This window comes from Curtobacterium sp. PhB130, from assembly GCF_003755165.1.
In the GTDB taxonomy this organism is placed as follows: domain Bacteria; phylum Actinomycetota; class Actinomycetes; order Actinomycetales; family Microbacteriaceae; genus Curtobacterium.
The window spans coordinates 550,057-566,289 of sequence record NZ_RKII01000008.1 but is presented as its reverse complement, the minus strand read 5'-3'; the positions used below and the strand labels follow the sequence as shown (position 1 = coordinate 566,289).

Genomic DNA, 16,233 nt, shown 5'->3' with positions numbered 1-16,233 from the left:
ACCAGGATGAGTTCCGACACGAACAGCACCACCGAGCCCATCGACGAGGGGCCCGTGGTGACGTTCGCCGACCTGGGGCTCAGCGAGCCCGTCCTCAAGGCCGTCAAGGAGATCGGGTACGAGACCCCCTCCGCGATCCAGGCCGCGACCATCCCGACCCTGCTCGAAGGGCGTGACGTCGTCGGTCTCGCGCAGACCGGTACCGGCAAGACCGCCGCGTTCGCGCTGCCCGTCCTGTCCCGCATGGAAGCCGGCAGCAAGCTGCCCCAGGCCCTCGTGCTCTCCCCGACCCGCGAGCTCGCCCTGCAGGTGTGCGAAGCGTTCGAGCAGTACGCCTCGCACATGCGCGGCGTGCACGTCCTCCCGGTCTACGGCGGGCAGGCGTACGGCGTGCAGCTCTCCGCGCTCCGCCGCGGCGTCGACGTCGTCGTGGGCACCCCTGGTCGCATCATGGACCACATCGCGAAGGGCACGCTCGACCTGTCCGAGCTGAAGTACCTGGTCCTCGACGAAGCCGACGAGATGCTCAAGATGGGCTTCGCGGAGGACGTCGAGACGATCCTCGCCGAGACCCCGGACACCAAGCAGGTCGCGCTCTTCTCGGCGACGATGCCCGCGCAGATCCGCCGCATCTCGAAGCAGTACCTCAACGACCCGGCCGAGATCACGGTCAAGGCGAAGACGACCACGTCCGCCAACACGACGCAGCGCTACCTCATCGTGTCGTACGCGCAGAAGGTCGACGCGCTCACCCGCATCCTGGAGGTGGAGGACTTCGAGGGTCTGATCATCTTCGTCCGCACCAAGAGCGAGACCGAGACCCTGGCCGAGAAGCTCCGCGCCCGCGGGTACGCCGCAGCCGCCATCAGCGGTGACGTGGCCCAGGCCCAGCGCGAGCGCACCGTGAACCAGCTGAAGTCGGGCAAGCTCGACATCCTGGTCGCGACCGACGTCGCCGCCCGAGGCCTCGACGTCGACCGCATCACGCACGTCGTGAACTTCGACATCCCGGTCGACACCGAGTCCTACGTGCACCGCATCGGCCGCACCGGTCGTGCCGGCCGCAGCGGTGCGGCGATCAGCTTCGTCACCCCGCGTGAGCGTCGTCTCCTCGTCGCGATCGAGAAGGCCACGCGCCAGCCCCTCACCGAGATGACGCTGCCCTCGGTCGAGGACGTCAACGTCACCCGCCTGACGCGCTTCGACGACGCCATCACCGCCGCACTCGAGTCGCGTGAGCGCATCGAGGCGTTCCGCGACATCATCGCCCACTACGTCGAGCACCACGACGTCCCCGAGCAGGACGTCGCGGCAGCCCTCGCCGTCGTCGCGCAGGGGGACACCCCGCTGCTCCTCGACCCGGCCGAGGACGCCCTCCGCCGCCAGGTCGAGCGCGACCAGCGTCGCGACGACCGCAAGGGCCGCGAGCGCGAGGCCGACGGTGGCGACCGTCGTCGCCGCTCGGTGCCGATGACCCCGTACCGGATCGAGGTCGGTCGTCGTCACCGCGTCGAGCCGCGCCAGATCGTCGGGGCGCTCGCGAACGAGGGCGGGCTGCGTCGCGACGACTTCGGTGCGATCCGCATCCAGCCGGACTTCTCCATCGTCGAGCTGCCGTCGGACATGCCGGGCGACGTGCTCGACAAGCTCCGCGACACCCGCATCAGCGGTCGTCTCATCGAGATCCAGCCGGACCGCCGCGGTGGCGGCTACCGCCGTGGCCCGCGCGAGGACCGCGACGAGCGTCCGGTGCGCAAGCCGCGCTACTGACCCAGGACGACACGGACGGGAGGCCCGGTGCCAGCTGGCACCGGGCCTCCCGTCTGTCAGTGGGTTGCGTTCTCACCCACCGCACCCGCGCTGGGTGGTCGAAACGTGCGGAGGGGGTCGAAAGGAACGACTGCCAACGCGCGAAACGACGTCCTACGCGCGGAACGACTGCCAACGCGCGGAGCGACGTCCTACGCGCGACCTGACGCGGCGACCCCGGCGGCGGTGCGGCGGCACACCTCGTCCCACGGGGTCGGCTCGATGCCGAAGTGCGCCCGGGCCGCGGTGTCGTCGAGCACGTACGGCGCCGTCCACTGGTACCGCATGTCGGCGATCTCCCGCATCATCGGCGAGACCAACCCGAGCGCACGTAGTGCTCCACCGGGCAGCCGCCGCACGGTCACGGGCGGCTTCCCGGCTGCGGCGAGCACGTCGGTGAGCGCCTCGACCTGCGACCTCGGCGGGTTCGAGGGGACGTTCCAGAGGCGTCCGTGCGCGGACTCGTCGTCGGCGGCGGCGACGAGGGTCCGCGCGACGTCGAGCACGTCCGTGAAGGTGTGCGGCAGGTCGGTGCGGCCGATCATCCACGCGGTCTTCCCCGCGAGGGCACCGGGCAGCACACGGGTGATGTGGCCGTTCGCGCCGATGCCGGGTCCGACGTAGTCCGATGCCCGGACCTCGACGGCGCGGACCCGGCCGGCGCGGTGGGCGTCGAGGGCATCCCGCCACAGCCGCGCCCGGAGGATCCCCTTGTGGTCGGTCGCCGCGTCGGGCAGGTCCTCGCGCATCGGGCCGTCGACGGGGCCGTACGGGTAGAGGTTCCCGGTGATCGCGTACACCGCGCCGGTCCGCTCGGCCGCGGTGAGCAGGGAGGCGGCGAGCGGCGGCCAGGTCCGCTCCCACTGCGTGTAGTCGCCCGGGTTGGCGCAGTTGTAGAGGGCGGCCGCACCCTCGGTCGCCCGGGTGAGTGCCTCGGGGTCCGCAGCGTCCAGGGCGACGTGACCAACGCCCTCCAGGCCGGTGTCACGACCCGAGCGGGTGGCGACCGTGACGTGCTCGCCACGCTCGGCGAGGAGTGCGGCGACGTGCCGGCCGACGGGGCCGGCGCCGATGACCAGGTGGTCCGACATGGGGAGTCCTTCCGTCCGAGAATCGCGAGAGCAGTGCTCTCTGTTCGATGAGCATGACACGCGGTGCCGACCACCGCAAGAGCAGTGCTCTCGGTTGTGTGCAGTGCTCTCGCGTGCCAGGGTGGAGGGATGACAGACCGGCCACCGACCGCACGAGACCTGGCTCGCGAGACGATCCGGGGACGCATCTTGGCTGCCGCACGGGCACGGCTGACCGACGAGGGGCCCGCGCAGCTCAGCCTCCGGGCCGTCGCCCGGGACGTCGGGATGGTGTCCTCCGCGCTCTACCGGTACTTCCCGAGCCGGGACGACCTGCTGACCGCGCTCCTCGTGCAGGACTACGACGAACTCGGAGACGCCGTCGAACGTGCCGACGCCGCGCACAACCGGCAGGACGTCGGCGCACGCTGGCTCGCCGCGTGCCGCGCGGTCCGCGACTGGTCCGTCGCGCACCCCGGCGACTTCGCGCTGCTCTACGGCAGTCCCGTCCCCGGCTACGCGGCCCCGCAGGAGACGATCGAGCCCGCCACGCGCGCGACGATGGTGCTGGTCCGGATCGTGGTCGACGCCATGGCCGGGAGGCCCCTCCCACCGCCCACGGTCAGCCCGGCTCCCCGGCCGGTCGGGTCGGTGGTCGACGGTGCGGCCGCGTACATCCGGTCGCGGGGGATCGCGAAGGACGCGCCCGCCGAGGCCGTGATGCGCACGCTGATGGCCTGGACGGCCGTGTTCGGGACGGTGTCGTTCGAGCTGTTCGGGCACTACGTGGGGTCGGTCTCCGACCACGCGGCGTACTTCGACCTCGTGGTGGAGCGGCTGGCGGCGGACATCGGCTTCTCCGTCGACGTCCATCCCCAGATCGGGGCGGCGGGCTGACAGACGGAGCGGGTCTGGGGTAGACAGGTCCCTACGCCGAGTCCGACCCGACGGACAGGGCGTGACCAACCACCACGCCGCGATCAGGAGACACGTTGCAGCGCACCACGACGGCCGTCGTCGGCTCGGGAGCCCGACGGTGACGGCGCTCGACCTCAGCCGGCAGGACCGCCGGCGCCTCACGCAGAGCACGGCGCGCCGCCGCCTGGTGACCGTCCGGACCGTTGCGGTGCTGGCGTCGCTCGCCGGCATCAACTACGTCGCATGGCGCTGGGTCGCCTCGGTGAACTGGCACTCGTGGTGGATCGCGGTGCCGCTGATCCTCGCCGAGACGTACAGCGTGATCGACTCGCTGCTGTTCGCGTTGGGTGCCTGGAAGCTCCGGGAACGCGGCGAACCACCGACGACCCCGAGCACCGACGTCACCGTCGACGTGTTCATCACCACGTACAACGAGCCGGTCGACCTCGTGATGCGCACCGCGCACGCGGCGAAGGCGATCACGTACCCGCACAGCACGTGGATCCTCGACGACGGCAACCGGCCGGAGATGCGCGACGCTGCCGAGCGCCTCGGGCTCGGCGTGATCACCCGCGGGCAGGACTGGATCGACCGGCCGCGGCACGCCAAGGCGGGCAACCTCAACAACGCGCTGATGGCGACCCAGGGTGAGTTCCTGCTCATCCTGGACGCCGACCAGGTCCCCGACCCGGCGATCCTGGACCGCACGCTCGGGTACTTCAAGGACCCGCGGATGGCGCTCGTCCAGACACCGCAGTGGTTCGAGAACGTGCCCGACGCCGACCTCCTCGGCAGCCAGGCGCCGCTGTTCTACGGCCCGATCCAGCAGTCCAAGGACGGCTGGAACGCGGCGTTCTTCTGCGGGTCGAACGCCATCCTCCGGCGAGAAGCCCTGATGCAGCTCGGCATCTCCCGCTACGTGCGCGAAGTCGAGGCGTCCGTCCAGCGCACGATCAAGACCTCCCGCAAGCTCCTGTCCCGCGCCCGCGAGACCGAGACGGACCCGCGCGTGCTGCGCGCCCTCGACGACGCCGAAGCGGTGGTGGACCGCGCGCGCGACCAGATGGCCGGCAGCGAACCGCTCGGTGACGTCACGTACGAGTTCCAGCGGGGCATCGACGCGATCGCGTTCCGGTTCGCCGCGGCCGACCTCGAGTCGGTGCGGAACGACCTGCAGGAACTCGCCGCGATGTCGACGGACGCCAACACGTTCGCCGGGCTCGACGACGCCGCACTCGACGTCCTCGGGCAGCGGAACGCGTCGCCGGTCGCGGCGATCGAGGCGATCGCCGTGCTCGCCCGCGCCGTCGACGTGAACCGCGGCGACGAGGCCCAGGCGATCATGCCCCTGGCGACGATCTCGGTGACCGAGGACATGGCGACCGCGATGCGCCTGCACGGCCTCGGCTGGAAGTCGGCGTACCACGACGAGATCCTGGCGAAGGGCCTCGCCCCCGAAGACCTGCCGACGATGCTCGTACAGCGGCTCCGCTGGGCGCAGGGCACCATGCAGGTGTTCTTCCGCGAGAACCCGCTCGTGCAGAAGGGCCTGTCGTTCGGACAGCGCCTGATGTACTTCTCCACGATGTGGAGCTACCTGTCCGGCTTCGCGGCCATCGTCTACATCGCGGCCCCGGTGCTCTGCCTGTCGTTCGGGGTCGTCCCCGTGCAGGCCTACAGCGTGGACTTCTTCGCCCGGCTCATCCCGTTCCTGGTGCTCAACCAGCTGCTGTTCTGGGTGGTCGCGGCCGGCAGACCGACGTGGCGCGGGCAGCAGTACTCGCTCGCGCTCTTCCCGGTGTGGATCGAGAGCGTGACGAGCGCGTTCGAGAACGTGTTCCGCGGCAAGCCCCTCGGGTTCCGCGTCACCCCGAAGGTCCGCGACGAGTCCGAGCAGAAGCCGCGCTGGGACCTCGTCCGGCCGCAGCTGATCGCGATGGCCGCGCTCGTCGCCGCGCTGATCCTGATCGGGATCCGGTACCTCGCCGGACAGGCGTCGGGCATCGCGCCGCTCGTGAACACCGCGTGGGTCGTCTTCGACCTGTTCATCTTCAGCATCGTGATCCGTGCGGTGCTGTACCGCGGCCCGGGGACCGGCGTGCAGTCCGAGCACGAGTCGAGCACGGCCGGTGGTCCGCTGTGACGGCCTTCGACGTCGCGTCCTTCGACGTGCCCGCCGTGCCGGAGAGCCTCGACACCGTGCAGGACCGCTTCGGCGCGTGGTGGGCCGGCCTCGGCGTCGACGACATGGCGCACCGCTTCGCGCTCGAGACCGCGCTCGCCGAGATCGCCGCGAACATCGTCGAGCACACCGCTCGCGCCGACCAACAGCAGGGACGCCGCTACTCCGTGGAGCTCACCGCCACCGACCACGAGTTCACCGCGGAGCTCCGTGACAACGGGCTGCCGGTCGACATCGACCTCAGCGCGGTCACGATGGCCGACCTCGACGCCGAGAGCGGCCGCGGGCTCGCACTCGCCATCGCCGCGCTGGACCGCCTCGAACACCGGCACGAACACGGGCACAACGTCTGGACCCTGGTGTGCACACGGTGAGGCGGACGCTCGTCCGTGTCGTGGCGATCCTGGTCACGGTCGGCGTGCTCCTGCTCGGGGGAGCCATCCCGGCGCAGGCGGCGTCGCTGTCGCCGTCCTCGGGGAAGACCTGGTTCGGGCCGGACCTCGACTGGGGATCGGACGCCCCCGACGGGTACGAAGGACGGCTCGGCGCGACGCCCTCGAGCTACGCGGTGGAGATCGACTACCCCGTCGACGCGAGCGCGGAACGGCAGCTGCTGCGCTCCACCCGGGCCGCGGCCGCCCAGGGCGCGACCCTCGTCGTCAGCTTGGAGCCCGACGCCGCGCTCCGGTCGCTGACCGCCGCGGACGCCCGGCACGCGAACACGCTGTTCGAGGAAGCGCACGACCAGTACGACACGCAGGTGCTCGTCCGCTTCGCACCGCAGATGAACGGCACGTGGGTGCGCTGGGGGCAGCAGCCGACGCAGTACGTGCGGGCGTTCCGCGCGCTCGCGACCGCGGTGCACGGCGGCACGTCGGACGCACTGATGGTCTGGTCCCCGTCGTACGGCGCCGGGTACCCGTTCGGCGAGTCCGCCGGGCGCCTGGCGGACCTGTCAGCGACGGACACCGCGAAGCTCGACACCAACGGGGACGGCCAGCTCACCGCCGCCGACGATCCGTACCAGCCCTACTGGCCGGGCGACTCGTCCGTCGACTGGGTCGGCATGTCGATGTTCTTCTTCGGCAAGGGGAAGGCGACCCAGGCGGCCGGTCGGGACGTCCCGCTGACGACGAACGACGTCCCCGTGTCGGGCGAGGTCGCAGCCCGGTTCGACGAGACCTGGGGCTACGACGCCCAGCAGCAGAGCGACTTCTACGACCGCTTCGCCGTGGGACACGACCGGCCGATGCTCCTGGACACCGGTGCGCTGTACGACCACTCGCTCCGGGGCGCGACGGAGCTCGCGGTCAAGCAGGGGTGGTGGCGGCAGGTCTTCAGCGCGATCGAGGACCGCCCGCTCATCCGCGGTGTGACCTTCCTCGAGACGAACCGGCGCGAACCCGAGGCCGGCAACCGCGTTGCCGACTGGCGGGACACCGCGGTGCCGGGGATCGCGGGCTCCTTCCGCACCGACCTGCAGGGCACCGACCGGTTCGTGTTCGGCCCCGTCACCGAGCGGGTCACACCGCAGGACGGCAACGCGGCGACGAACCAGCAGCTCGACACCGGCGGCGACCAGATGGCGTGGATCGTCTGGTTGGCGGTGGGGCTCGCGATCGTGTTCCTGCTGAGCGGGCTGTTCGGCCGACTCCTGCCGAGCTGGCGGTACCCCGACGACGGCAAGCCCGGGCGCGACCTGCGGCTCGACCTGTTCCGCGGGTTCATCATCCTGGCGGTGGTGATCACCCACATCGAGATCGGTGGTCCGTACTCGTACATCACGCTGCACGCGGTCGGGGCGATCACCGGCGCGGAGATGTTCGTGTTCCTCTCCGGCATGGTCCTCGGCATGACCTACCCGCTCGCGATCAAGAAGTTCGGCGAGTGGGTGGCCGCGGTCGGCGCCTGGAAGCGCGCGCGGAAGCAGTACCTCGTCACGCTGGTGGTGATCGCGGTCGTCTTCGCGCTGAGCTTCCTGCCGTTCCTGAACACCGACGCGATCACGACGTTCACGGACCGGGGGACCGGGACCGGCGGCGTCGGCGCCGAGGGACGCGTCTACGACCTGTACCCGAACGCCATGCAACTGCTGGCGTACCCGCCGCCCTGGTACGCCATCCGGCAGTTCCTGCTGCTCGAGATGGGGCCGTGGCCGTTCAACATCATGGGCCTCTTCGTGGTGCTGAGCCTGTTCATCCCGCCGCTGCTCTGGGTGATCCGGCGCGGGTTCTGGTGGGCGGTGCTCATCGGCAGCTGGGCCCTCTACGTCTTCCAGGCGCTGCACCCGGAGTTCCGGCCGCTGAACTCCCAGTTCGAGTCGGTGTTCCCGCTCCTCACCTGGCAGGTCGTGTTCACGCACGGCCTGGTCCTCGGCTACTACCGCCGGCAGATCGTGCGTGCGCTGACCGGACGCCTCGGGAAGGTGCTGATCGGCGTCGGCATCTGCGGCTACGCGGCGTTCCTGGTCTACGTCTGGGCCGCGAACCACTTCGGCTTCACGCCCGTGCCGTTCCCGGCGTCGATGTACGACGACCTCTACAACACGGCGTACCAGCGGGTGGACCTGCAGTGGGGGCGCTTGGTCGACATCGCGTTCTTCGCGATCGTGTCCTACGCGATCCTCACCGTGTTCTGGAAGCCGATCGCGGCGGCGATCGGGTGGCTGTGGATCCCGATCGGGCAGGCGAGTCTCTACGTCTTCGTCTGGCAGGTGTTCTTCGCACTGGCCATCGCGTCGATCCCGGGGGTCGACTGGAGCAACGGGTGGATCGGCGTCGTCACCCACTCGCTGCTGATCCTGCTCGCCTGGTACATGGTGCGGAAGAAGTTCCTGTTCAGCGTGATCCCGCGCTGAAGCTCGCGCCCCCCGCGCCCCCCGCGCCCCCCGCGCCCGCGCGCGTCAGGCCCGCGCCAGCGCCCCCATCTCGCCGACGACGCCCCGCAGCACCGCGGTGAGCTCGTCCCCGTCGGCCACGGTGGTGCGCTGCGCCAGCTCGATGAGCGCGCCCATCACGAGCGTCACCGCCGTGCGGGCGGTCTGCTCGTCGGTGCGCTCGGCGGCGACCCGGATCACGGCACGCCGGGTCGCGGCCATCCAGTCGAGCATCGTCGGCATCACCTCGGGGTGCCGCTCGACGAGGTCACGGGCGCGGTGCCGGTCCTGCGGCAGGGCGACCGTGTGCGCGACCAGGGCGCAGACGTCGGACACGAGGGCGCCGGACGACGCCAGGAACCGCGTCCGGACCGCGGCGGGCACGGTGTTCGGCGGGAACCCGAGCGCCGCGTCCGCCTTCGACGGGAAGTAGTTGAAGAAGGTCCGCGGGGAGACGTGTGCCGCCGCGCAGATCTGCTCGACGGTGACCCCACCGAGGCCGGAGTCCGCCACGAGCCGGAGCGCGGCGTCGTGGATGGCCTGCCGGGTCTGCTGCTTCTTCCGCTCCCGGAGCGAGCACGGCTCCGACTCGGCCACGGTGGGGGTCACGACGTCACCGCCGGACGGTCGGCGTCGAGCCGGTCATCGGCCCGGTGAACGACCCGGCTTCGGCAGCGGCCATCCCGGCCTCCGCCTCGAGCTCGGCCGAAGCGGACATGTCGGCCCGCTCCTGCAGTGCGGAGCGCGCACGGAGCGGCGGCACCCGGAAGAACCAGGTCAGGACGAACGCGAGCAGGATGACCCCGAGCCCGACCCAGTAGATCGTCACGGCGGAGGCGTTGAACCCGCTCATGAACGGACGGGTCAGGCGGCTGTCGGCACCGGTCAGGAACGAGGTGTCGTTCGTGGCCGACGCGCTCGAGTCGTTCGACGAGTCGTTCAGCGACTCGACGATCGTCGGGACGGCCTGGTCGACGTAGTACGAGCGCTGTGCGTCGTCCGACCAGTCGACCACGAGGGCACCGTCGGAGACCGATGCGTGCGCCTTCGACGCGGCTGCGTCGAGTGCGCTGGCCTCGGCGGCCGGGGTGGCCGCTGCGACCTGCTGGTCGATGACGGTCTGTGCTGCCGCAGCCGGGACGGTGCCCGCCGCGACCTGCGCCTGCACCGCTGCGGTGACCTGCTGCGTGACGGCCTGGTCGGCCGCCTGCTTCGCCGCCGTCGTGCCGTCCGCCAGCCCGGCGTCGACCTGCTCCTCGATCGGGGTGACGATCGGCGTCCAGATCTGCCGCATCACGCCACGGTTCGCGGGAGCGGATGCGACGGTGGGGTCGAGCGCCGCATCGAGCGCACTCGTGAGGTCGGCGCGGTTCGCGGTCGCGTGCACGATGTTCGTCGGCATGACCGAGAACAGGATCGACAGCAGCACCGCGGTGCCGAGCGTGCCACCGATCTGGCGGAAGAAGGTCGCGGAGGACGTGGCGACGCCCATGTCACGTGCCTGGACGGACCCCTGCGACGCGAGGGTCAGGGACTGCATCACGGAGCCGAGCCCGAGGCCGATGAGGAACATGCCGATCATCAGGAACCAGAGCGGCTTGTCGATCGACATGAACGTCAGGACGACGTAGCCGGCGGACACCAGCGCGGTGCCGATCACCGGGAAGATCCGGTACCGGCCGACGCGGGCGACGATCTGGCCGGAGGTGATCGACGCGATCATCAGGCCGCCGACGAGCGGCAGCGTCGCGAAGCCGGACTGGGTGGGGCTGAGGCCGACGACGATCTGCAGGTAGAGCGGGATGGTGAGCATCGCGCCGAACATCGCGAACCCGACGAGGAACCCGATCACCGTGGCCATCGAGAACGTGCCGGAGCGGAAGAGCTTCAGCGGGATGATCGCCGCGTCGCCCATCTTCGACTCGATGAGGAGCAGTGCGACGAGGCCGACGACGCCGATCACGTAGCAGGCGATGGCGGCGGCGGAGCCCCAGCCCCAGGTGCGGCCCTGTTCGGCGACGAGGAGCAGCGGGACGAGCGTGACGATGACGGCGGTCGCGCCCCACCAGTCGACCTTCGGCTTCTCGGCCTTGTCGTGCACCTTCGGCAGGTGCAGGAAGACGATCACCATGATCAGCGCGGCGATCCCGATCGGCACGTTGATGAGGAGCACCCAGCGCCAGCCGGTGATGAAGAGGATCTCGCTGGTGCCGGCGAGGAGGCCGCCGATCAGCGGACCGATCACCGAGGAGATGCCGAACACGGCGAGGAAGTACCCCTGGTACTTCGCCCGCTCGCGGGGCGCGAGGATGTCGCCCATGATCGCCAGCGGCAGCGACATCAGCGCGCCGGCGCCGATGCCCTGCACGGCGCGGAAGCCGGCGAGCATGAGCATCGACGTGGACATCGAGGAGAGCACGGCGCCGAGGATGAAGACGACGATGCCGAAGATGTAGAGCGGCCGACGGCCGAAGATGTCGGAGAGCTTGCCGTAGATCGGCGTCGCGATCGTCGAGGTGATCAGGTACGCCGTCGTCACCCACGCCTGCTGGTCGAGGCCGTGCAGGTCGTCGCCGATGGTGCGGATCGCGGTGCCGAACACCGTCTGCCCGAGCGAGGACAGGAACATGCCCGCCATCAGGCCGTAGATGACGAGCAGGATCTGACGGTGCGTCATGAGCGGCTGCTGGCCGTTCCCGGCGCTGCCGGGAGCGGGGGCGCTGTGACGCCCGCGATGCACCGGGACGGGTGCGGTGGCGGTTGACATGGGTTCCTTCGGTTCGATCGGTCGGTCGGCTGCGGGGGAGACCGGACGTGCCGTGCGCGCGGACCCCTGGGGTGGGCGTCGGCACCGGTCTCGACCTTGCAGCGACTGCAAAGTTACACCAGATGCTTCCAGCAAGCAACTAAATTCGGGTCGTACGCTTGGCCACGTGACCGACGACCGCAACGACTCCGAGCGTGCTCTCCGGCAGCAGCTCGACCGCCTCTGGGTCCGGCAGGCGCTCCGCTCCGTCCTGATCGAGGAGCGCGGCGGCCTGGACCCGACGGCGCGGGTGCTCCTGCGGGCCGTCGAACACCTGGGCCCGGTCCGGTCGACGGCCGTCGCGGAACTGACCGGGTTGTCCCGGCCGGTCGTGAGTCGTCGCGTGGCATCGCTCGTGTCGGCCGGTCACCTCGGGACGACACCGGATCCCCAGGACGGGCGCGCGAGCCTGCTCGAGCTCGCGCCAGCGGGGCGTCGCCTGCTGGACCAGCTCGACACCCACGGCGACGAGACCTTCGACGACATCGTGGGGGAGTTCGCCGACGACGACCTGCGCGCCCTCGCGGCGCTGCTCGGCCGGCTGAACGACCGCGCCGACGACGTGCTCCGGGCGGCGGTCCACCGCCGCTGACGCGGACTGTGCGAGGTCGCGGACGGTGTGGCAGGCGCCCGGCCTGGCACGGTGTCCGGAACCTCGCACGGTGCGGAGCCGGCCGCAGACGGACGGGAGGCCCGGTGCCAGCTGGCACCGGGCCTCCCGTCCGTTGTGGGCCGCCGTCTCACCCCGTGGCCGGCACCGCCGCGGTGAGTGCGTTGCGGACCGAGCCCCACGCCGCCAGGCGCTCGCGCGCGGCGTCGTCGCGCTCGGCTGCGAGCGCCTCGGCGTGCGCCCGGTCGAGCACCTCGTCGATCACCACGCGCTGCCCCGACCGGGTCGACGCGATGGCGGCCTCCACCATCGCCAGGCTCATGATGTTCCCGTGGACCTCGCCGTCCGGGGTGGCCCCGGTGCGGAGCGCCCGGACGAAGGAGGAGAGCGCCCCCGCGATCTCCTCGCCGACGCCGTCGGCCGCAGCGGGGGAGCCCAGTGTGCCGTCGAGGTCGCTCGACGGGTCGTGGTCGCCGTCCCAGAGCGCGGTCCCCGCCGCACCCGACGCGCGCCAGTCGCCGTTCCACGACGTCTCCGCGCCGGGCGCGCACCACGAGCCGTCGTAGACGTAGCGGATGTCGTCCTCGAACGTGAACACCGCCGCCGCCGCAGCATCCCCGCGGTACCAGGACCACGACGGGTTGTACGACTCGCAGTACACCGACACGGGATCCCGCTCGAGCACGTAGCGGGCGGAGTCGAACGGGTGGATCGCCATGTCGAGGAGCAGGACGTCGTCCATCTCCTCGCGGAAGCCGCCGAAGTGCGGGGCCTTCGCGAACCGGGTGCTCAGCGTGCCGAGGTCGCCGAGCCCGCGGACGTGCTGCCGGAACGCGACGAGCCGGTCGTTGTAGCGGCGGGACTGGGACACCATGAACAGCACACCGGTGGACTCGGCGGCTGCGGCGAGGGAGAGTGCCTCGGCGACCGTCTGCGCTGCCGGCTTCTCGCCGAGGACCGGCAGGCCGGCGTGCAGGGCCTCGAGCGTGATCGGGTGGTGGGCCACCGGCACCGTGACGTCGAGGACGGCCTCGGCACCGGTCTCCGCCGCGAGTGCGGTGAGGCTCGTGCCGACCGGGATCGACGGGTCCCCGGCCGTCTCCGCGCCGGCGCGTGCTGCGTCGAGGTCCAGGTCGACGATGCCGACGAGTTCGACCTCGGGGTCGGCGGCGACCGTGCCGAGCCAGGCCCGGCCCATGCCGCCGGCGCCGACCTGGACGACGCGGAGGGGCGTCACGCGCGGGCCTCGGCCGGTTCGGTCTCGGTCTCCGCGCCAGTCTCGGTCGCGGTCTCCGTGGCCGGGGCGTCGTCGAACGGGCCGCGGTAGTGCTGGCCCTCGAAGTACTCCCCGAGGTCGTAGCGGCGGAGCGTCGGGATCTCGCGCTCGCGCTCCGGGCGGGCCCACTCGGTCGCGTTCGCGATCACCCGACGGACGTCCTTGTGGTGGTACACGGGGAAGTCCTGGTCGCCGGGGGAGAAGAAGAAGATCTTCCCGAGGCCGCGGCGGTACGTCATGCCGCTCCGGAACACCTCGCCGCCGGTGAAGCCCGAGATGAACACGAGCTCGTCGGGGGTCGGGACGTCGAAGTACTCGCCGTACATCTCCTGCTCGGGGATGACGATCGGGTTCGGCACGCCGCGGGTGATCGGGTGCTGCGGGTTCACGGTCCAGACGAGTTCCTGGTCGTGCTCGCTCCGCCACCGGAGCGTGCACGTCGTGCCCATCAGCTTGCCGAAGATCTTCGACCAGTGGCCGGAGTGCAGGACGACGAGGCCCATGCCGGCGAGCACGTGCTTGTGCACCCGGTCGACCACGGCGTCGTCGACGTCGGCGTGTGCCGCGTGCCCCCACCAGGTGAGGACGTCGGTCTGCGCGAGGACCTCGTCGGTCAGACCGTGCTCGGGTTCCTGCATCGTCGCGGTCCGGACGAGCGCGTCGGGGAGGTTCTCCCGGATGCCGTCCGCGATCGCGCCGTGCATGCCGTCGGGGTACCGGTCCGCGACGTGCTGCTCGACCTGCTCGTGGACGTTCTCGCCCCAGACGGTGATGCGGAGCGGGGTGGTGGTCATGGTGTCGGCCTTCCGGGGTCGTGGTGGTGCTGGGATCACTTGACGGCACCGCCGGTGGCCCCGGCGGCGATGAACTTCTGTGCCACGAGGAGCAGCACGATGGCGGGGATCGACGCCATCACCGCTGCGGCCATGACGGTCGACCAGTCGGCGGTGAAGGTGCCGATGTAGTTGTAGATGCCGAGCGTGATCGGGCGGACGTCACCGGTGGTGGTGAGGGTCAGCGCGAACAGGAAGTCGCTCCACGTGAACAGGAACGTGAACAGCCCCGCGGTGATCAGCGCGTTGAAGCTGATCGGGATGACGACCGAGCGGAACGCCCGGAAGTTGCCGGCACCGTCCACCTTCGCCGCCTCGATGATCGACGGCGGGATGTTCTGCATGAACGCCCGCATGATGAGGATCGCGAACGGGACACCCGCGGTCGAGTCGGCGAGGATCAGCCCGGGGATCGTGTTGAGCAGGCCGAGGTCGTTGTACGCCGCGTACAGCGCGTTCGCGACGACGATGCCGGGGATCATCTGCGAGATGAGGATGCCGAACAGGACGGCCCCGACGCCCTTCACCTTGAACTGGGCGAGCGCGTACGACGCCGGTGTCGCGATCACCAGGCTCACGACCACGCTGCCCAGGGCGATCAGGAGGCTCGTGACGAGCGCCCCGCCCTGGTCCGCGATCGCCTGGGCGTACCCGTGCAGCTGCGCGTGGATCGGGAACCAGGCGGCCTCGATCGCCGGGCCCGCCGGCTGCAGCGAGATGTTGATCATCCAGTAGACGGGGAACAGCATCACGGCGAGGATCAGGATCCCCACGCCGGACAGGATCCACTGCTTCGGGGTGGTGGCGCGGGCGGGTCTCCGGCCCTGGACCGTGAGTGCGCGGGTGCCCAGCGTCGTGGTGCGTGCTGCCTCAGTCATCGACGGCCTTCCGGTTCAGGCGCAGGTACACGATCGCGAACAGCGCGGAGATCACGATGAGGATGTTGCTGAGTGCCGCGCCCTGCCCGAAGTCGAACTGCTTGAACGACAGGTCGTAGGACTGCGTGGCGATGGTCTGGGTGGCGTTCGCCGGGCCGCCGTTCGTCAACCCGAGGATGATGTCGAGCACCTTGATCGTGTAGACGACGCCGAGCACGAGCGTGACGCTGACGACCGGGCGGAGCATCGGCCAGGTGATCGCCCAGAAGGCCTTCCACCCGGTGGCGCCGTCGAGCGACGCCGCCTCGTACAGCTCGGCGGGGATGTCCTGCAGACCGCCGTAGAGGATCGTCGTGTTGAACGGGATGCCGATCCAGATGTTCACGCCGATCACCGTGATGAGGGCGACGGCTGGGCTCGTCAGCCAGGGCACCGAGCCGATCCCGAACACGTTGAGGAACTGGTTGAGGACGCCGGAGTCCTGGTCGAGCATCCACTTCCACACCGCGCTCGAGACGATGAGCGGCAGGAGCCACGGCAGCAGGAGCAGGGAGCGGAGGAGCCCGGAGAGCGGGAAGTTCCGTCGGAAGAACAGCGCGAGCGCGAGCCCGATGACGAACTGACCGACGATGGAGCCGATCGTGAACAGCGCCGTGTTGAGGAGCGCGGTACCGAACAGCTGGGACGAGACGACGGAGACGTAGTTCGCGAGTCCGACCCACGGGGCCTCGCCCGTGTAGAAGGTGCTCGTCGTGTACGCCTGGAAGCTCATGATGATGTTCTTCACGACGGGGTAGCCGAAGAACAGCAGCAGGAAGACGACGGCGGGGAGCAGGAACAGCAGCTGGGCGATCCGCTCGAAGCGGAGGCTCCTGCCGCGCGTTCCCGGCCCCCGGCGCCCGGGCCGCCGGGACGAGGCGGATGCCCCGTCGCCGACGGCCCGCTGCGGGGCGATGGGCTCTGCAGTGCTGGTCAT

The 16,233-nt window shown here is 70.6% G+C and carries 13 protein-coding genes; 6 read left to right on the top strand and 7 right to left on the bottom strand.

The genetic code is table 11. From position 1 onward, the window contains the following. The first annotated feature begins 6 nt into the window (after positions 1-6). Positions 7-1,770, top strand: a complete 1,764-nt coding sequence (locus EDF24_RS12690; protein ID WP_123654274.1) for a DEAD/DEAH box helicase — start codon at positions 7-9, stop codon at positions 1,768-1,770. A 191-nt stretch (positions 1,771-1,961) separates the two neighbouring features. On the opposite strand, the gene EDF24_RS12685 is transcribed toward EDF24_RS12690, so the two are convergent. Beyond that, on the bottom strand, positions 1,962-2,900 hold the full coding sequence (locus EDF24_RS12685) for an NAD-dependent epimerase/dehydratase family protein (protein WP_123703241.1): 939 nt from the start codon (positions 2,898-2,900) through the stop codon (positions 1,962-1,964). 129 nt (positions 2,901-3,029) lie between these two features. Between EDF24_RS12685 and EDF24_RS12680 the strand changes: the two genes are divergently transcribed. The 4 genes from EDF24_RS12680 to opgC all read left to right on the top strand — a co-directional run bounded on the left by EDF24_RS12680 (position 3,030) and on the right by opgC (position 8,836). After that, on the top strand, positions 3,030-3,776 hold the full coding sequence (locus EDF24_RS12680; protein ID WP_123654272.1) for a TetR/AcrR family transcriptional regulator: 747 nt from the start codon (positions 3,030-3,032) through the stop codon (positions 3,774-3,776). Between the two features lie 208 nt (positions 3,777-3,984). Then, complete coding sequence (locus EDF24_RS12675; RefSeq protein ID WP_260233446.1) at positions 3,985-5,940, top strand: glycosyltransferase; 1,956 nt, start codon at positions 3,985-3,987, stop codon at positions 5,938-5,940. Next, positions 5,937-6,353: an ATP-binding protein gene (locus tag EDF24_RS12670; RefSeq protein ID WP_165931455.1), complete on the top strand. Its 417-nt coding sequence runs from the start codon at positions 5,937-5,939 to the stop codon at positions 6,351-6,353. Before EDF24_RS12675 ends, EDF24_RS12670 begins: the two co-directional genes overlap by 4 nt. Next, positions 6,341-8,836 (top strand): OpgC domain-containing protein, encoded by a 2,496-nt coding sequence (opgC, locus tag EDF24_RS12665; protein WP_123703239.1) that lies wholly within the window; start codon positions 6,341-6,343, stop codon positions 8,834-8,836. Before EDF24_RS12670 ends, opgC begins: the two co-directional genes overlap by 13 nt. Positions 8,837-8,881: 45 nt before the next feature. Here opgC and EDF24_RS12660 read toward each other — a convergent pair whose 3' ends face one another. Next, entirely contained in the window at positions 8,882-9,463 is a 582-nt protein-coding gene (locus EDF24_RS12660) for a TetR/AcrR family transcriptional regulator (RefSeq protein ID WP_123654268.1), read from the bottom strand. 4 nt (positions 9,464-9,467) lie between these two features. Then, the gene (locus EDF24_RS12655; RefSeq protein ID WP_185021654.1) at positions 9,468-11,621 is read right to left on the bottom strand and encodes an MDR family MFS transporter; all 2,154 of its coding nucleotides are present in this window, start codon (positions 11,619-11,621) and stop codon (positions 9,468-9,470) included. Positions 11,622-11,787: 166 nt separating this feature from the next. Between EDF24_RS12655 and EDF24_RS12650 the strand changes: the two genes are divergently transcribed. Beyond that, positions 11,788-12,252: a MarR family winged helix-turn-helix transcriptional regulator gene (locus tag EDF24_RS12650; RefSeq protein WP_165931453.1), complete on the top strand. Its 465-nt coding sequence runs from the start codon at positions 11,788-11,790 to the stop codon at positions 12,250-12,252. A 148-nt stretch (positions 12,253-12,400) separates the two neighbouring features. On the opposite strand, the gene EDF24_RS12645 is transcribed toward EDF24_RS12650, so the two are convergent. Genes EDF24_RS12645 through EDF24_RS12630 form a run of 4 tightly spaced genes read right to left on the bottom strand, consistent with a single transcriptional unit; the run spans position 12,401 to position 16,233 of the window. Continuing rightward, complete coding sequence (locus EDF24_RS12645) at positions 12,401-13,468, bottom strand: Gfo/Idh/MocA family protein (protein WP_123703520.1); 1,068 nt, start codon at positions 13,466-13,468, stop codon at positions 12,401-12,403. A 35-nt stretch (positions 13,469-13,503) separates the two neighbouring features. After that, positions 13,504-14,340: a ThuA domain-containing protein gene (locus EDF24_RS12640; protein ID WP_260233436.1), complete on the bottom strand. Its 837-nt coding sequence runs from the start codon at positions 14,338-14,340 to the stop codon at positions 13,504-13,506. 35 nt (positions 14,341-14,375) lie between these two features. Then, positions 14,376-15,257 carry a carbohydrate ABC transporter permease gene (locus tag EDF24_RS12635; protein ID WP_123703238.1) on the bottom strand — a complete coding sequence of 294 codons (882 nt, stop codon included), beginning with the start codon at positions 15,255-15,257 and terminating at the stop codon, positions 14,376-14,378. Then, positions 15,250-16,233: a carbohydrate ABC transporter permease gene (locus tag EDF24_RS12630; RefSeq protein WP_123703237.1), complete on the bottom strand. Its 984-nt coding sequence runs from the start codon at positions 16,231-16,233 to the stop codon at positions 15,250-15,252. The genes EDF24_RS12635 and EDF24_RS12630 overlap by 8 nt, the downstream gene beginning before the upstream one ends.